General features: G+C 55.3%; 12 protein-coding genes. 6 read left to right on the top strand and 6 right to left on the bottom strand.

What is annotated here, in order from left to right:
- Positions 1-16: 16 nt before the first annotated feature.
- Both ppx and ppk1 read right to left on the bottom strand, forming a co-directional pair.
- Positions 17-1,507, bottom strand: coding sequence for an exopolyphosphatase (gene ppx / locus ACSHSR_RS12025; protein WP_345857485.1), 1,491 nt, complete (start codon positions 1,505-1,507; stop codon positions 17-19).
- Positions 1,508-1,523: 16 nt separating this feature from the next.
- A complete protein-coding gene (gene ppk1 / locus ACSHSR_RS12020; protein WP_479631519.1) occupies positions 1,524-3,659 on the bottom strand; it encodes a polyphosphate kinase 1 in 2,136 nt (711 codons plus the stop codon).
- Positions 3,660-4,128: 469 nt separating this feature from the next.
- On the opposite strand from ppk1, the gene yegD reads away from it, so the two are divergent.
- From yegD to ACSHSR_RS12005, 3 genes are all read left to right on the top strand, one after another.
- The gene (yegD, locus tag ACSHSR_RS12015) at positions 4,129-5,502 is read left to right on the top strand and encodes a molecular chaperone (protein ID WP_479630788.1); all 1,374 of its coding nucleotides are present in this window, start codon (positions 4,129-4,131) and stop codon (positions 5,500-5,502) included.
- Between the two features lie 29 nt (positions 5,503-5,531).
- A complete protein-coding gene (locus ACSHSR_RS12010) occupies positions 5,532-6,020 on the top strand; it encodes a CreA family protein (RefSeq protein ID WP_051541651.1) in 489 nt (162 codons plus the stop codon).
- A 331-nt stretch (positions 6,021-6,351) separates the two neighbouring features.
- On the top strand, positions 6,352-6,549 hold the full coding sequence (locus ACSHSR_RS12005; protein ID WP_025009524.1) for a PA3496 family putative envelope integrity protein: 198 nt from the start codon (positions 6,352-6,354) through the stop codon (positions 6,547-6,549).
- Between the two features lie 52 nt (positions 6,550-6,601).
- On the opposite strand, the gene ACSHSR_RS12000 is transcribed toward ACSHSR_RS12005, so the two are convergent.
- The 3 genes from ACSHSR_RS12000 to pdsR all read right to left on the bottom strand — a co-directional run bounded on the left by ACSHSR_RS12000 (position 6,602) and on the right by pdsR (position 10,754).
- Positions 6,602-7,780 carry a cystathionine beta-lyase gene (locus ACSHSR_RS12000; RefSeq protein ID WP_144216359.1) on the bottom strand — a complete coding sequence of 393 codons (1,179 nt, stop codon included), beginning with the start codon at positions 7,778-7,780 and terminating at the stop codon, positions 6,602-6,604.
- Positions 7,781-7,893: 113 nt separating this feature from the next.
- On the bottom strand, positions 7,894-10,065 hold the full coding sequence (pdsS, locus tag ACSHSR_RS11995) for a proteobacterial dedicated sortase system histidine kinase (RefSeq protein ID WP_144164933.1): 2,172 nt from the start codon (positions 10,063-10,065) through the stop codon (positions 7,894-7,896).
- On the bottom strand, positions 10,062-10,754 hold the full coding sequence (gene pdsR / locus ACSHSR_RS11990) for a proteobacterial dedicated sortase system response regulator (RefSeq protein ID WP_025009526.1): 693 nt from the start codon (positions 10,752-10,754) through the stop codon (positions 10,062-10,064). The genes pdsS and pdsR overlap by 4 nt, the downstream gene beginning before the upstream one ends.
- Before the next feature lie 218 nt (positions 10,755-10,972).
- Here pdsR and pdsO point away from each other — a divergent pair, with 218 nt between their 5' ends.
- From pdsO to ACSHSR_RS11975, 3 genes are read left to right on the top strand one after another with little or no spacing between them, the layout of a single operon-like run.
- Positions 10,973-11,740, top strand: a complete 768-nt coding sequence (pdsO, locus tag ACSHSR_RS11985) for a sortase-associated OmpA-like protein PdsO (RefSeq protein ID WP_096141672.1) — start codon at positions 10,973-10,975, stop codon at positions 11,738-11,740.
- Between the two features lie 14 nt (positions 11,741-11,754).
- The gene (locus ACSHSR_RS11980) at positions 11,755-14,067 is read left to right on the top strand and encodes a marine proteobacterial sortase target protein (protein ID WP_479630787.1); all 2,313 of its coding nucleotides are present in this window, start codon (positions 11,755-11,757) and stop codon (positions 14,065-14,067) included.
- A gap of 32 nt (positions 14,068-14,099) precedes the next feature.
- Positions 14,100-14,708 (top strand): class GN sortase, encoded by a 609-nt coding sequence (locus ACSHSR_RS11975; RefSeq protein ID WP_144164966.1) that lies wholly within the window; start codon positions 14,100-14,102, stop codon positions 14,706-14,708.
- Here ACSHSR_RS11975 and ACSHSR_RS11970 read toward each other — a convergent pair.
- Positions 14,700-15,725, bottom strand: a complete 1,026-nt coding sequence (locus ACSHSR_RS11970) for a diguanylate cyclase domain-containing protein (protein ID WP_475627974.1) — start codon at positions 15,723-15,725, stop codon at positions 14,700-14,702. The two genes, ACSHSR_RS11975 and ACSHSR_RS11970, sit on opposite strands and share 9 nt — an antisense overlap.
- Positions 15,726-15,852 lie beyond the last annotated feature (127 nt).

Here is a 15,852-nt window from a genome sequence, read left to right as displayed (position 1 = left end):
GCCTAGTCACAGGACGTCAGTTGTCGGCATAACTTATCTGCAGCTCAAAACCCAACTGGGCGAGCTGCTTTTGCTCCCGCTGCAGGTCTTTGGCAAACAGGCTGATGCGTTGACGCGGCTCGGGCAGGCTTATCTGCATGCCTGTTGCCGTGGGTTTTACCCGGGTGATTTTCAAGCTGCGGGCGATACGGCCGAGATTCAGCAACACGGCGAGGCGCAGCAGCGCCATTAGGCGGATTAGGCGTAATTTCTGAGCGGGCTCCAGTTGTGCCAGCGCCTCCAGGTTGGGTTTCTTGCGCTGGTTGCCAATCAGCAGTGCCAGCAGCTGTTGCTGCTCTTGGCTGAAACCGGGCAGATCGCTATTGGCTATGATGTAGGCGCCGTGTTTGTGGTGAGCGCGGGAATTGATATGGATCCCTATCTCATGCAGTTTCACCGCATGTTCCAGCAGGGAGCGCCAGGGCTCGAGTTGCCAACCGTCGGCAACGGCATCAAACAGTTGTTTGGCGGAAGTGGCCACCTTGGCGGCATGGTTCAAGTCCACATGATAGAGTTTGGCCATGCTCTCGACAGTGCGGCCGCTGACATCACCGAATTGGCTGATCCCGGCAAGTTCGTATAGTACGCCTTCGCGCAGAGCCCCTTGCGCAAACTGCAACTCGGTGATCGGCAGCCTCTTGAAGAAGCTGATCAGGATAGCCAGCCCCGCCGGTAGCAAAGGTGCACGTTTACTGTCCACCTGCGGCAGTTCAATTTGATCCACATGCCCCCAGTCCAGCAACTGCTGTTTCAACTGCTTGAGCCTGGGCAGAGTGATGGTTTCATCGTTGAAGAAGTGCTGCATCGCTTCGCAGATGGCCTTGACACTGCCTGAGCTGCCGAGAGTGAGATCCCACTGGCCACTGAAATATTCCTTGGCCAGCGAGGCAAACTGTTTATCGGCCGCAGCCTGGGCGGCGCGAAAGTTCTCCAACGTCAGCTTGCCGTCGACAAAGTATTTCTGGTTGTAACTGACACAGCCACAGCGCAGGCTGGAGAGTATCTGCGCCTGAGTCTTGTGGCCAAGCACCACTTCGGTGGAGCCTCCGCCGATATCTATGATGAGGTTGCGCTCTGCCAGCTCCTGGCTGTGGGCTATGCCCTTGTAGATAAGGCGCGCCTCTTCATGGCCGGATACCACTTCGACCGGGTAGGGCATAATGGCCCTGGCAGCCTCGATAAAGGCCTCACGGTTACGGGCGACTCTCAGAGTGTGGGTGGCCACCAGTCTGACTCTGGCCTGATCCAGAGTGGAAAACCTGAGGTTGAAATCCTTGAGGCAGGCGAGACCGCGCGCTATGGCGTCATTATCCAGCCTGTTGTCCTGATCCAGCCCCTCGGCCAACTGTACCAGACGTTTCTCTTTATGCAGGATCTGAATGCTGCCATCCTGCTCGCGGGCTATCACTAGATGAAAGCTGTTGGAGCCCATATCCACAGCGACAAAATGCTTGGGTGTTGCAGTCAAGGTGGTCCTCATTTTGCTATTGCGTCGGTTCCTGGGGCTTGGCCAGATCCAGTTGCCGCTGTTTTTCGTAGTTGCCCAGATACTGATGTATGGCTATCTGGGATCTTACCTTACGCTTGTTGCCCCGCTTACGGTAGGGGTTGGATTGATCTTTGTTGATCACCCGCGCCTTGATGTTGTCGGTAAATTGCAGCGCCAGGGTATCGAGGATCATCTGCTTCAAGCCGGGATCATATACCGGGGTGCTGACTTCAATACGGTTATCGATATTACGCCCCATCCAGTCGGCGGAGCAGAGAAAGAGTTTGTTTTCACCGCCTGAGTGGAACAGCATCACTCGCGAGTGCTCGAGGAATCGGTCCACTATGCTGAAGACCTCAATATTGTTGCTGATCCCGGGAATATCGGGAATAAGCGCGCACATACCGCGAATAAGCAGACGGATTTTGACGCCGGCGCTGGAAGCTTCATACAGCTTTTGGATCATCGCCTCATCCACCAGATTATTGAGCTTGAGGGTGATGGCGGCCTTGATGCCGCTTTGGGCATTGATGATCTCCTGCTCGATAAGGCCGGTCAGCTTCTGGCGCGCATCATAGGGGGAAACTATCAGATGCTGGAAGTTATCCCGTCTGTAAGGGTGCTCAATCAACTCAAATACCTGCTCTATTTCGGCGGCAATTTCCTGATTGGCGGTAAACAGCGAAAGGTCGGTGTACACCCTGGCCGTGCCCTCGTTGAAGTTACCCGAGCCAATGTGGCCATAGAGGCGCATTGCACCGGCTTCCTCGCGGCCGATAAGGCACATCTTGGCATGGACCTTCAAGCTTGGGATCCCATGGTGCACCTTGACGCCGGCCTCGGCCAGCACCCGGCTCCACTCGATATTGGCCTGCTCATCGAAACGGGCCCTGAGTTCAATCACAGTGGTGACCAGTTTGCCGTTTTTCACCGCATCTATCAGCGACTGGATGATATGGGACTTTCTCGCCACCCGATAGAGGCTGATTTTGATGAACTTGACGGCAGGATCATAGGCCGCCTGGCGCACCAGCTCGGTAAAGTGGGAAAACTTGTGATAGGGGTAATAAAGCATGATGTCGCCGCGGCGAATGGCGTCAAACTTGTTGGCACAGACACTGAATCCGGCCGAGTCCAGTGCCGGAAGCTTGTCGTTTTCCAGGTATTTGCGTCCCGGATTGGGAAAGCCGATAAAGTCCTTGAAGCTGTGGTAACGGCCGCCGGGGATCAGGCACTCGGTATTGGAGATATTCAGCTGCGCCGTGAGCATACTCAGCATATGCTCCGGCATCTCTTTGTCATACACCAGACGTACCGGCTCGGCGGTGAGGCGCTTTTTCAGGCCCTTGGTGAGCTTTTCCAGTTGGCTCTGTTCCAGCTCATCGGTGAGATCGAAGTCGGCATCGCGGGTCAGCTTCATGGAGAAGACTTCAATCTCTTCATATTCGAAGAAAGGGGCGAATAGCTCATCGACACAGTGCCTGATTATGTTATCTAGCAAAATCAAATGCTTGCGGCGCTTCGAGGTTTCTGCCGGCAGTTGGATGAAACGCGGTACATTCTTGGTGGGTACTTCCACCAGGGCGTACTGACGCTTTTCCCGGCTGTAGAGGCACACTGCCAGATAGGTGGTGTCATCGTTGAGTTGTTTGAACAGCTCGGAGCGGTTGCTGAGGATAAGCGGCGTGATGTGACGCTTGAGCTGATCCTTGAAATGCTTTTTCAGCCACTGGCTATGAAAATCGCTCAACTGCTTCTCATTGATGAGAAAGATGCTGTGTCTTGCCAGTTCCCGCATTAACTCGCCGTAAATGGCGTCGAAACGCTCTTGCAGTATTAATACCTTGGTCTGGATCTTGGCCATCAAATGGCGGCTGGAGTTGCGACCTTCCTGCAGACTGGATAACAGAATCGAGCGGCGCACCGCAGCAACCCTGACCCGGAAGAACTCATCCATGTTGTTGGAAAATATGCCCAGAAAGCGAACCCGTTCCACCAGAGGAACCAGAGGATCGGCTGCTTCCTGCAAGACTCTTTCATTGAAAGACAGCCAGGAAAGCTCCTTATCCAGAGAAAATTTTTCGACGGACGGTGACACGGCAAAGACTCCTCGTGAGCAGACGCCGGACATAGAGAAAGACCGGCAGATATACAATAACACTCCGATATCCGCTTGTAATCAGAGAATAAAGGCGGGGCGCAGTTTCTTGGTTTGACGCTATTTCGGCCCGGCTCAGGTTTGAATTCGGGGTTGCGCCGGCGCTAAGGAAGGTGCGAACAAGTCCCATATGTGCTCTGCGTTGGAATATAGACCTGGATACAAGGCGCGGTTTGCAGCAAATGGCCTTAGCCCTTTGTCCTTTGCAAGAACGCAAGAAGCATTCCTTAAAGGTAGAGCGAATTTATGTCGAAAGAATGACAATACCCCCACTTTGGTCAAAGAGAGCGATATTGGCGATTGGGCTTTCTGCCAGGCTTATGCTATGTTGCGCTCTTTTTCTCGGCCGGTTTCCTGGCCGGGAGAGGGGCGCTGAGGCTTTGTCTTCAAAGCAAAAAGCGGCGCCCGGGCCACTTCGAGCCAGCGAAAGCAGGAGGACGGAATGTTTGCAGGTTTTGACTATGGCAGTGCCAACTGCGCCATTGGTGTGATGGATGGGGGCAAGACCCGGCTCTTGCCTCTGGCCGAGGATGGAAACTATATGCCGTCGACCATTTATGCCATGGAGCGGGAACTCATTTCCGAATCTGTGCTGCAGCGCTTGCCTTTGGCGGCCCAGGCTGATTTCAAACCCAAACGCGCCGCCGAGCTGAGTCGCGCCCGAATGGCACGCCTGGAGCTGGATTTGCTTGCCAACGAGCAAGCGGTATTCATCGGCAATCAGGCGATTGAAACCTATATGGAGATGCCGGAAGAGGGCTTCTATGTTCGCTCGCCCAAGTCCTTCCTCGGAGCTTCGGGCCTGCTCAGCAATCAGATGGCGCTGTTTGAAGATATCGTCACCCTGATGATGCAGGAAATTCATACCCGGGCGCAGCAGAGCCTGAAACAGGCTATTTCCCAGGTGGTGATAGGGCGACCGGTTAACTTTCAGGGCATTGGCGGCGAGCAGAGCAACAAGCAAGCCGAGGCCATTTTGACTCTGGGGGCCCGGCGCGCCGGGTTCACCGATGTGGCTTTTCTGTATGAGCCTATGGCGGCTGCCCTTGAGTTTGAGTCGACACTCACCCGGGAGCAGCGGGTGCTGGTGGTGGATATTGGCGGCGGTACCAGTGACTGCTCCTTTGTGCGCATGGGGCCTGAGCTTAAGGACAAGAAAGATCGCAGTGATGACTGCCTGGGCCACAGTGGTCAAAGGGTAGGGGGCAACGATCTGGATATCGCCTTGGCGATGGCCGGTTTTATGCCGCACTTGGGGCTCGGCAGCGCGCTGAGCACAGGCAAGCCTATGCCAAGGCAACCCTTCTGGAACGCGGTCGCCGTCAACGATGTCAGTGCCCAGCGGGAATTCTCTGCCTTGAGTAGTCGCAAGCTGATTGAAGAGCTGCTGCGGGATGCCAAAGAGCAGGCGAAACTTGCGCGCTTATTGAAGATGCAAAAAGATCAGCTGGGTTATCGTTTGGTGCGTAGTGCAGAGCAGCTTAAAATCGCCCTGAGCGACAGTAAGCAAGCCGCTATGGATATAGGTTTTGTCGAAGCGCCCAAACCGCAGCCCTTGACTGTGAATGTCGATGCCGCCACCTTTGTGGCCGCCATCGATGAATCGCTCGAAACGGTGCACAAGCTTATCACCCAGGCTTTGACGGAAGGGGGATGTCAGCCGGATGTCATTTATCTCACAGGTGGCAGTGCCAAGAGCCCGTATATTACCGAGCAGATCCGCGCGCGTTTCCCGGATGTGGCTTTAGTCAGTGGCGATCACTTCGGCTCAGTGGTGGCCGGCTTGACCCGCTGGGCCGAGCGCCTGTACCGTTAAATTGCACTTTAATTGAAAGAGGACTCTTCATGGCACTGAAAAAAACGCCACTCTTGGCCACCTTAGTCGTGACTGCGGCAACAGGCTTGCTCGCCGGGTGCGGCGATGATGTGGGCAAGGTCAGCCTGGGCGTATTTACCACCAAAGATGTGATCATAGATGCCAAGACAGATCCCAAACTGCCCGGTGTTACCTGTCATATCAGTCGCATAGAGGCCAATCTGGATTTTGCCGACCCATCGGATATGAGTATCAGCTGTCGCCAGACAGGACCGATAACCAAGGCGCAACTGGCCAGTATCGAACTGGGGAAGAAGGGCGAGATAGTGTTTACCGAGTCCTTGAGCATCTTGTTCAAGAGCCTCAAGGTGAGACGTATCTATGACAGTGAACACCAGACACTCCTGTATCTGTCCTATTCCACCAAAGAAACCAACGGCAGCCACAAGCACGCTCTGTCCACTGTGCCGCTGTGGGGAACCGATGCCTATGAGCCAAGGCCCCAGGCGGTAAACTGATAGGTCAAGATATAAAAAAGAAAAGCCTCGAAATCGAGGCTTTTTTGGGGTTGCTACTGGATTAGAACTTGTAATTCACACCCAGGGTGATGCGCTGACTAGTGAAACATCTTTTCTTTATATCAAGCACCTGAGTTTTTCCTGAACGGGATTAAAATAAGGGAACTTTCCGATAGGAACGGGCTCTTTAATAAGGCATGATGTGAGGGTTGCCGGTGTGTTTAATACCGGATGTGTCGTTTTTAACTCCGGGTTACCGGCTTTGCCCCAAGTGAGCAGGAAGCGCTCTTGAGACAGCTGGAGAGAACCGGCGTGAAGTTAAGGGAAGAACATGTCATTTAATCAATCTGTGAGTAGAGGCAAGAGCGAAGCGGCCCAAGAGGGAACACTGACATCCAATAACCGGGTCAGTAAAAAAGACATACGGATAAGCGCTGCACGCAGGCGAATAGAGGATATTCGTGAGCAGATGGCCTTATCCCGTGAATTGGGCGTAGGAGTGTCGGCAGATGAGCTGGACTTTGACTGACGCTAACAGCGATAAGCTTAAAAAGCCCGCATTCAAGCGGGCTTTTTGCTGATTAAGCCTGCATTGCGGCGTGATAACGTTCGAAGGCTCGCTCGAGGTCGGCAATCAAATCGTCCGGATCTTCCAAACCTATATGCAGTCTCACCAGGGGCTTGCTGCTGTCCCACTGGGTTGCCGTGCGCAATTTCTCTATACCGGATATCGCCAGAATAAGGCTCTCGAAGCCACCCCATGAAAATCCCATCTTGAAGTGCTCCATCCCTTCGACGAAGGCGGTCATCGCCTGGCGGTTACCCTCTTTGAGCACAAAGGAAAACAAGCCGTTGGCGGCGCTGAAGTCACGCTGGAAAAACTCGTGACCCGGGCAACTGGCAAACGCCGGGTGACGCAGGTGATCCACTTCCGGGCGCTGCGCCAGGAAATTGGCCACTTTGAGAGCATTTTTTTCATGTTGCGCCATTCTTACCCCCAGGGTTCTCAGCCCCCTGGCCGCCAGAAAGATATCGTCTGCAGAGGTGCATTGGCCCATGAGATAGCTGTTCTCCCTCAGGGTATCCCAGTGTGCTTCATTGGCGGTCGCCGTACCCAGCATCACATCCGAGTGACCCACTATGTACTTGGTGGCGGCCTGAATCGAGATATCGACGCCCATCTCAAACGGGCGACAATTGATGGGGGAGGCCCAGGTGTTGTCCAGCATGGTGACCAATTGATGCTCATGCGCGATACGGCACAGGGTCGGCACATCCTGGACTTCCATGGTGATGGAGCCGGGAGATTCCAGAAACAGCACTTTGGTATTGGGGCGGATAAGCTCGCGGATACCGGTGCCAATCAAGGGGTCATAGTAACTGGTTTCAATCCCCAGCCCCTTGAGCAGCTTGTCGCACAGATCCCGGGTGGGCTCGTAGACACTGTCTACCATCAGCAAGTGATCACCGGCCTTCAGAAAAGACAGCAGGGCGCCACTGATGGCCGCAGAGCCTGAAGGGTAGAGCGCAGTGCCAACACCACCTTCGAGTTCGGCAATGGCCGCCTGAAAGGCAAAGTGAGTCGGGGTGCCGCGGCGGCCATAGAACATCTCCCCTTTGGCGCGATTGGCCGTGGCGTGGCGCATCTGTTCCATGCTGTCAAATACAACGGTTGATGCTCGAAACACGGGAGGATTGATCACTCCCTTGCTCCACTTTTTGTCCCGGCCGAGTGAGACCAGCTTGGTGGCTTTCTTCATGGATGCAACTCTTGTTTGTGATAGCGGGGCGGGCGCCCCTTTGAGGCATATTAACATTGAATCTTGTCATTGCCAGTGCGGCGGGCTTGAGACTTGTTCAAGTTGTCCGCGGCTTAAAGCAGCGGCAGGCTGACCCGAATTTCGACACCTGAGCCGTCGCTCAGGTTGCTGGCACTGATATGGCCGCCATGGAAGGCGGTGATAAGCCTGGCGATATAAAGTCCCAGTCCCAGATGAGGTTTGGACTGCATCGTTTGTGGCCGCACTGAGACCATGGACTCGAAGATCTGCTCGGTCATGTTTTCCGGCAACAGTGGCCCTTGGTTTTCCACCCTGAGCAGTGCCTGTTTGCCCTGCACCTTGAGGCTGATGCGGATATCGGTATCGCCTTTGCTGAACTCAATGGCGTTGGTGACCAGCTTATCCATCAGCTGGGCGATATATTCAGGCACGCCGCGCATGGTCAAAGGTTCATCCGGCAACACCAGCACGAAACCTTGTTCCTTGTAAGTCATCTGATACCCGGCGACGCAGCCTGCCACTACCTTGGTCAGCGGGAATTCATCTATCTCGGCCTGGGACAGGGACTCCTCGAGCCGGGTGGCTTCGCTCATGTTGGCGAGGATCAGCCACAAGCGGTTGACCCCTTCCTGGGCGCGGTCGACGTACTTGGCCGTGTCTTTATCCAGTTGCTGCAGACTCAAGTGCTCCAATGAGCTGCGCACCACGGCCACCGGGGTTCTCAATTCGTGGGATAGCCGCGAGGACATGTTTTCCAGATAGTGGGTATATTGCCCCAATCGGTTGACGATATTGGCAAAACTGCGCGACAGATCGCCAATTTCATCGCGCACTTTTGAAGGAGGAATGGTGTCGCGAACCCGCCCCTGGCTGTCGATGGCGCGTTCAGCCTGATCCCTGAGTTTGCGAATGCGGCTGGAGATCCCGGAGGCAAACACAAACAGTGCCAGGGTTCCCATGGCCATCACGGTCAGGATCACATTGAACAGCTTCTCCAGTGCCCGGTTACGCAGGGTACGGATACCATGGGTGGTTTCCTCGGCAACCACGGCGCCCATCACCTTATCGTCAATCCAGATGGGGCTGGCCGCCGCCAACACCACCGCCTTGTTATCCGGTGTCAGGCGCCAGGTGGAGGCCATCTGGCCATTCAACGCCCGGCGAATATGGCTGCCGCCGAGTTCGGTCGAGTCCTGCAGTGAGTCGATAAAATCCATAGGCGGCTTGGTCAGCACTGTGTAGTAGATGGGGTGTAGATAGTCGTGTTCCAGTTTGCCAAAGAAGCTTTCCGGTTGCCGCTCCTCCTCGACCGAGCGGGTCCAGACACTGGAATCGGCGCGAATATCGCCCGACTTGGCCAGCACCCGGCCATGGACATCCACCACCCAGATCCGCGAGCTGTTATGCCCCATACCTTTGATAATACTTTCAATTTCCGGTGATGGTACCAGAACCGTCCCCAGCTTGTCGGCGCGGTCAGTGGCCGAGGTACCAACTATGGCTTCCAGCCTGCGGCTCTTTTTGTCGTTGACATCATGAATGGCGAAACTGAGTTTACTGCCCACCATCTCCAGCGGCATTCTGAGTTCAATATTGTAACCCTTATCGGTTTTCAACCACTGGCCCTGAATGCGGACCTCTGGTGTCACCGGGGCACTGAGCGCTGGATTTTCAGGCAACTCGAAGGCGCTGAGCCAGCCATCGTGCTTGTTGGCTATGGTGTAGCGGCGAAAACGGCCATCCGGGGCCAGGGTGGCGATAGCCAGATAGTCGTTGCGATCCACACTCAGGCTGTTGCGGCCGCGGTAAATCACCTTTGGATCCGTTACCTCGAAAAAGCCGTAAAGGTAGCCGCCATATTTACCGACCATATGGGTAAAGCTCAGCGTTGACTGGCTGTCACTCAAGCGCATCAGGGTGTGTTCTTCGCCATAGGTCATGGCGCGATGGCGGTAAGCTTCCCAATCATTGAGGCGGCCATCCAGCTGAATGGGGCCGTTGAGCGGGTAGGCGTAGAGATCGCGGCCCTTTTCCACTTGATTGAGGAAACTGGCCTGGCTGTCGAACAGCCTGGGTCTTTCATGCAGCGCCGTAGCCAGGGCCTGAGTGGTTCCTTCCAGGGTTTTCTCCTGGCCGTGACGCAGATATTTCTCCATCTCCCACACATACTGATAGCCAAGCCAGGGCAGGCACAGCAAAAACAGCGACAGTACCAGAGTCTTGGTTCTGAGGCCTATTGGCGGGTGATAGGAGGGAAACTTCAAGATTCGGGATCCCAGCGATAACCCATGCCATAGACGGTATCTATACAGTCAAAGGCCGGATCGGCGGCGATAAACTTGCGCCTGATCCGCTTTACATGGGAGGTAATGGTGCTGTCATCGACATAAATCTTGGCTTCTTGCATCAATTCGGTGCGGCTGCGCACATGGCCGGGATGTTTGGCCAGGGCGTACACCATCCAGAATTCGGTCACTGTCAATTCAATCGGCTGCTGTTGCCAATATACCTGAATTCGGTTGGCATCTATGGTGAGGGCGCCGCGCTCCATCAGAGTGTCGGCCGGAGCGCTGCTGCCGGCGAGTTCGCAGCGGCGAAACAGCGCCGCCAACCGCGCCAGTAAATGGGGAAAACTGACATCTTTGCTCAGGTAGTCATCGGCACCCAGACGCAGGCCACAAACCGTATCGAAGTCGCTGTCTCTGGCGGTGAGAAAAATAATCGGCAGGGTGCCCGACATCGCCCGCAGCGACTGGCACAAGGTAAAGCCACCATCGATTTCATGCTCCAGACCTATGTCAATAATGGCCAAATCCGGTAAGCGGGTGTTGAAGGCCTGCATGGCCTCGGGGCGGTTGGCGTAAGTCTGCACAGAGTAACCCTGTGATTGCAGCACATCTTTGTAGTTTTCTCTTATTGCAGCTTCATCTTCCACTATGGCAATGCGTTTCATCTGCCTCTTGTTCCTGCCGAGCCGTGAATAGCCGTGACTATACAGGATTTTAGCCGTGAAAAAAGCGATCGCTTCCAATTGCCATTTTGTTGCCACAATTGATAGCCAAAGTGCCATTTTTGCTCCCCAGACTTGCCATTTCAATGGGGTTTAATCATCTCAACGACGAGGAACGCTGCCAACTGGGCAGCAGGCTCTACAAGACAAAAGGAATCGAGATGATGAAAAAGACCCCCATAGCCTCCCTGATCATGGCATCACTGTTGCTGACTTCTTCTCTGGCGCACGCCGACAGCCAGCCAAACTTACCGACTCAGGAGAGAGACCACAACGAAGAGTTGGTTGGCTTTGGCACAGGCGCACTGCTGGGCGCCGTGGTTGGGGGACCTGTGGGGGCGGTTATCGGCGCCTTCACCGGCGGCATAGTGGGTAAGTCTGTGGGCGATGACGAGCAGCTCAAGAGTCAGCAGCAACAGCTGGCCGAGCAAACCGAACAACTGGCGAGTCTCAGTGAGAAGCAGCGAGCGCTGAAGGAGTTATCGTTGCAATACGCCGATGCCCAGAGTCGCCTCAATGCGCTTTCCCGCGACCGAGCTGACCAGCTCGAAGAGTTAATCGTGGGTATGAATGTGCAGTTTCGTACCGGCACCGCCGAAATCGAACCCCACTTTGCCCGCCAGCTGGACGATTTGGCCTATGCCATGAGCCTGTCGCCTGAGCTGATGTTGGATCTGACCGGTTATGCCGATCGCCGTGGTAATTCTGATTACAACCAGACGCTGTCCGAGCAGCGAGTTGAGGCGGTGAAAAGTTATTTGGTTAGCCAAGGCGTTGCCGAAGAGCGTTTGCAAACCCAGGCTTTTGGCGCCAGTTCTCCCCTCAGTGCCAAACAGAGCCGCGAGAGCGACTTCTTTGACCGTCGGGTCACGCTGAAATTGCAGACTCAGGGAGCTGCTCTGGCAGCCAATCAACAAAGCGGTAATTGAGAGGGAGCGGCAAAATGAATATGGATATTCCTCGGCAGGAAAACGAGCAGTTTCAGAGAATGCCCGCCGCCAGTCACAGCGATTCTGATACTTATTTATGCAGGGCCGTCAACGCCCTGCAATTTTCAGGCTTTGCCCTGCTGGCACTGCTGGTGTTCAATCTGGTGAGCTCGGTTGAAGCCTGGGCCGAGAATGGCCCCCAACTTGCCGAAGAGCCTGCAAGTGCCCAGGCTCAGGAAGGTACCCTTCAACTGATTGATAACCCGCAGTGGCCAGGTGCCGGGGTGCTCGCCTTCGGCGACACCCAGGCCCCGGCACTGGCAACCGAAGTCAGCATGAGCATCAGTGGCTGGAGTAACAGAGTCAGCGTCACCCAGTCATTCACCAATGATAGCCAGGAGTGGATCCACGGCCGTTACCTGTTCCCGCTGCCCAATGAGGCGGCGGTGGACAGCATGCAGCTGAGAATAGGTGAGCGGATCATCGAGGGGGTTATTCAACCAAAGGAAGAGGCCAAGCGCACTTTTGAGCAGGCCAAGGCTCAGGGCAAGCGCGCCAGTTTACTGAGTCAGGAGCGGCCCAACCTGTTCACCACTCAGGTGGCTAATTTGGCCCCGGGGGAAACCCTTAAAGTCAGCTTCAGCTACCAGCAAGCATTGGATTACCGTGATGGTCAGTTCAGCCTGCGCTTTCCCATGACCCACACGCCCCGTTATCTGCCTCAAAGCATGCTGCAAAGCTTCAAGGGCGTGGAAGAGGCGGCGCGGTTGTTGAGCCCTGTGATTGAAGCCGCGGGCCTTGAAAAGATGTTCACCGGCGCTGATAGCGAAAGCTCTGAGCCTATAAGCACCCAAGCGCAAAGCGGTGGCCAGGAGAATCGTCTCAGTTTGGATATTATCCTGGATGCTGGTTTTCCCTTGCTGTCGCTGGAATCCCCTTATCATGCTATTTCTCAACAAACCCTGAGTGATGGCCGTATTCGGGTGCAGCTGCAACAAGACAATACCAAGGCCGACAGCGACTTTGTGTTGCAATGGCAAGCGGATACGGGCGCCAAGCCCGCAGCGGCGCTGTTCAGCCAGCAAGGCCAGACCCATACCCCAGCACCTTCTTTAGCGCAGGCCGAAGGCCAAGCTGCCAGGGATGAATACAGTCTATTGATGTTGATGCCTCCACAGAGCAAAGAGGTGGCCAAGCCCTTGCCCAGGGAGCTTATTCTGGTGATAGATACTTCGGGCTCCATGGGGGGAGATGCAATAGTTCAGGCCAAACAGGCATTGCTGTATGCATTGAGCAGTCTCAAATCGGAGGACAGTTTCAATGTTGTTGAATTCAATTCTGCAGTGCAGACCATGGCGGCCAACTCTTTGCCGGCGACGGCCCACAATATAGGTCGGGCACAGCAGTTTATTCGTGCCCTGGAAGCCAACGGTGGTACCGAGATGGCCAAGGCGCTTGAGTTGGCATTGAACAATGATTTTGCCGCTCAAAATAAAGTCGGCACGCAAGGTGAGATTAAGGCGCTCAGGCAAGTGATTTTCATGACAGATGGCGCCGTAGGCAATGAACAGGCGCTATTTGAACTGATTAAAGACAGGCTCGGCGACAACCGTCTGTTTACCATAGGTATAGGCAGTGCGCCCAACTCCCACTTTATGCAGCGCGCTGCCGAGCTGGGGCGGGGCAGCTTTACCTATATTGGCAAGATGCAGGAGGTGGAGCAAAAGGTGGTTGCCTTGCTGGAAAAAATCTCTGCTCCCAGGATCACAGATGTGTCGCTGCGCTACCCTGACGGCACTGTGCCGGATTACTGGCCGGCACAAATTCCGGATCTCTATCAGGGTGAGCCGGTATTGGTGAGCATCAAACAGCGTAGCAATGCCCACAAGGCAGTTATCGTATCCGGTCTTATCGATGGCCAATTCTGGCAGCAGGAGCTGGCGCTCAATGCCAAGGCTGAGCCCAAAGGGCTGGATCTTATCTGGGCCAGAAAACAGATAGCCGCGCTGGAGTTGGCCAAAGATGCAGCCAACAGTGAACGCATTGAACGCCAGGTCACAGCGCTGTCGCTGAAGTACCACTTGGTCAGTCCGTACACCAGCCTGGTGGCAGTGGATGTCACCCCGGTCAATCCGGACGCCGCGGCGACCCGGGAAGGGCAAGTGGCCAGTCATGCGCCCAAGGGCTGGCAGGGTAAGTTGCCGCAGACCGCCACCGACAGCCGGCTGATGTTGCTGCTGGGGTTGGCAAGTTTGCTGGCGGCGCTGATGCTGGCGGCTTTCCCCAGGGCCTTTGGCCGCCGTGCTTGTGAGGAGGCGGGGCGATGAGCCAGGCTCATCAGGCCCTGACAGCAGGCGCTATGCTCTCGGTCAATAGGGGGCGCTTTGGTGATATCTGCTCAATAGTGATAGTTGTTCTGGTTGTGGCAGGTTCGGCCATGCTGTTTAAAGGAGGATATATGCAAGCCAAAGCCATGTTCGCCCAGTTCTTGATTGAAAAGGCCTGGGCCAAGAGTCTGACTGACGGCCAGGCGCACAAACCCTGGTCCTGGGCCGATACCCACCCCACGGCCAAATTGTGGATAGGCAAGCATGAGCCACTCTATGTGCTGGCCGGGGCCAGTGGCCGTAATCTGGCCTTTGGACCGGCGCAGATGCTCTCGGGAGCCGGCGCCGGAGAGACAGGCAATACCGTGATTGCCGGTCACAGGGATACCCATTTCGCGATTCTGGCCGGGGCCAGGGTGGGGCAGGAGATCCGCTTGCAGGGCATGGATGGCCAGATCCATTTTTATCGAATACGGGCTACCGCAGTTGTGCATGAATCTGAGACCCGTTGGTTGATGGGCAGTGATGAGCGGCTATTGACGCTCATCACCTGTTATCCCTTCGACAGCCTGAGCGGCGGCGCCGAGCTTAGATTTGTGGTGCAGGCAGAAGCCTTGCAAACGCTGGCGGTTTCAGCCTGATATCGGCATCACCCGATTGCGGCCCAAACGCTTGGCGTCATAGAGCAAGGTGTCGGCGCGTTCGGTAAGGGATTGGCGGGTATCCATTTGCTGCCACTCGGCAACCCCGAAGGAGGCGCTGATATTGCTGATGAGCTGGCCCTTGCGCCTGTCTCTTACGCTAACCTTCTCCAGTGCCCGTCTCATGGCTTCGGCCAGTTGGCGGGCCACTCTCAGCTGACTGGTCGGCACCAGAATAGCGAACTCTTCACCACCGAAACGATACAACTTGGTGCCGTCACGGCAACTATCCTGCAGACGCTTGGCCACCGCCTTGAGCACCTGGTCCCCCAAAAGATGCCCATATTCATCGTTGAAACGCTTGAAGTGATCCACATCCACCAGAATAAGGCAGCAGCCCTTCGGCGACTGACTCAACAAGCTATCGAAGTCGGCATCGAAGGCACGGCGGTTAAGGCAGCCGGTGAGGGCATCAAACAATATGTCTTTTTCGGTGTTTTGCAGCTGTAGCCGCAGACTGTCTATCTCCTGCTGGGCCTTGCTCAGTTGCGAGCTCAAATAATCCGTGCTGCTGCGAATATCATCCGAGTCTTTCACCAGGGCTCGGACCATGCCCATCACCTGCTCAAGATCCATGGCGTCCTGATCCAAGCGGCTGATACGGCCAAAGTTACGCTCGATTTTGGCGCGAAAACTGTCGGCATCGCAGCTGGTATCCTTGAGTGACTGAGACAGCTCGGTCGCTATCGCCTCCATACTCTGGCGCATATCTCTGACATCCAGTTCATCTTCCGGGGCCAGATGATGACGGTAGAGGAGTTCCGCCGTGGAGGGCGGACAGGTGTTGTACTGGCTGACGGCTTCATCCAGGCTGGCATTGAGTACCGGGTTGCGCTCGCTGACATAGGCATACCAGAGCGCATAGTTGACCGGCGTTGTCGGTATCTGATGTTTTAACATCAACGGCAAGGCTTTTTTCAGGTATTGGGCGGCTTGTTGAAGCAGAGTCATGGCCATAGGGGAACTCATTGTCAATGCAATTACCTATTCAGCTTGACATAAATTAAGCCGCTTGTGGATCCAAAGGCTCACAGAATGTCACCTTGATGCGCTGATTGCCGAATGCTGCCCCGCTGTTACAATG

The sequence above is a fragment of the Shewanella sp. VK101 genome (assembly GCF_056497865.1).
Note: the sequence above shows the minus strand (reverse complement) of the source record. Positions and strands in the feature narration are given on the sequence as shown.

Coding starts and splice junctions, on each gene's coding strand:
- ACSHSR_RS12010 (WP_051541651.1), top strand. CDS start 5,532: ATGGCACTGAAAAAAACGCCACTCTTGGCCACCTTAGTCGTGACTGCG.
- pdsR (WP_025009526.1), bottom strand. CDS start 10,754: ATGAAACGCATTGCCATAGTGGAAGATGAAGCTGCAATAAGAGAAAAC.
- ACSHSR_RS11975 (WP_144164966.1), top strand. CDS start 14,100: ATGCTCTCGGTCAATAGGGGGCGCTTTGGTGATATCTGCTCAATAGTG.
- ACSHSR_RS12005 (WP_025009524.1), top strand. CDS start 6,352: ATGTCATTTAATCAATCTGTGAGTAGAGGCAAGAGCGAAGCGGCCCAA.
- yegD (WP_479630788.1), top strand. CDS start 4,129: ATGTTTGCAGGTTTTGACTATGGCAGTGCCAACTGCGCCATTGGTGTG.
- ACSHSR_RS12000 (WP_144216359.1), bottom strand. CDS start 7,780: ATGAAGAAAGCCACCAAGCTGGTCTCACTCGGCCGGGACAAAAAGTGG.
- pdsO (WP_096141672.1), top strand. CDS start 10,973: ATGATGAAAAAGACCCCCATAGCCTCCCTGATCATGGCATCACTGTTG.
- ACSHSR_RS11980 (WP_479630787.1), top strand. CDS start 11,755: ATGAATATGGATATTCCTCGGCAGGAAAACGAGCAGTTTCAGAGAATG.
- ACSHSR_RS11970 (WP_475627974.1), bottom strand. CDS start 15,725: ATGGCCATGACTCTGCTTCAACAAGCCGCCCAATACCTGAAAAAAGCC.
- ppk1 (WP_479631519.1), bottom strand. CDS start 3,659: ATGTCCGGCGTCTGCTCACGAGGAGTCTTTGCCGTGTCACCGTCCGTC.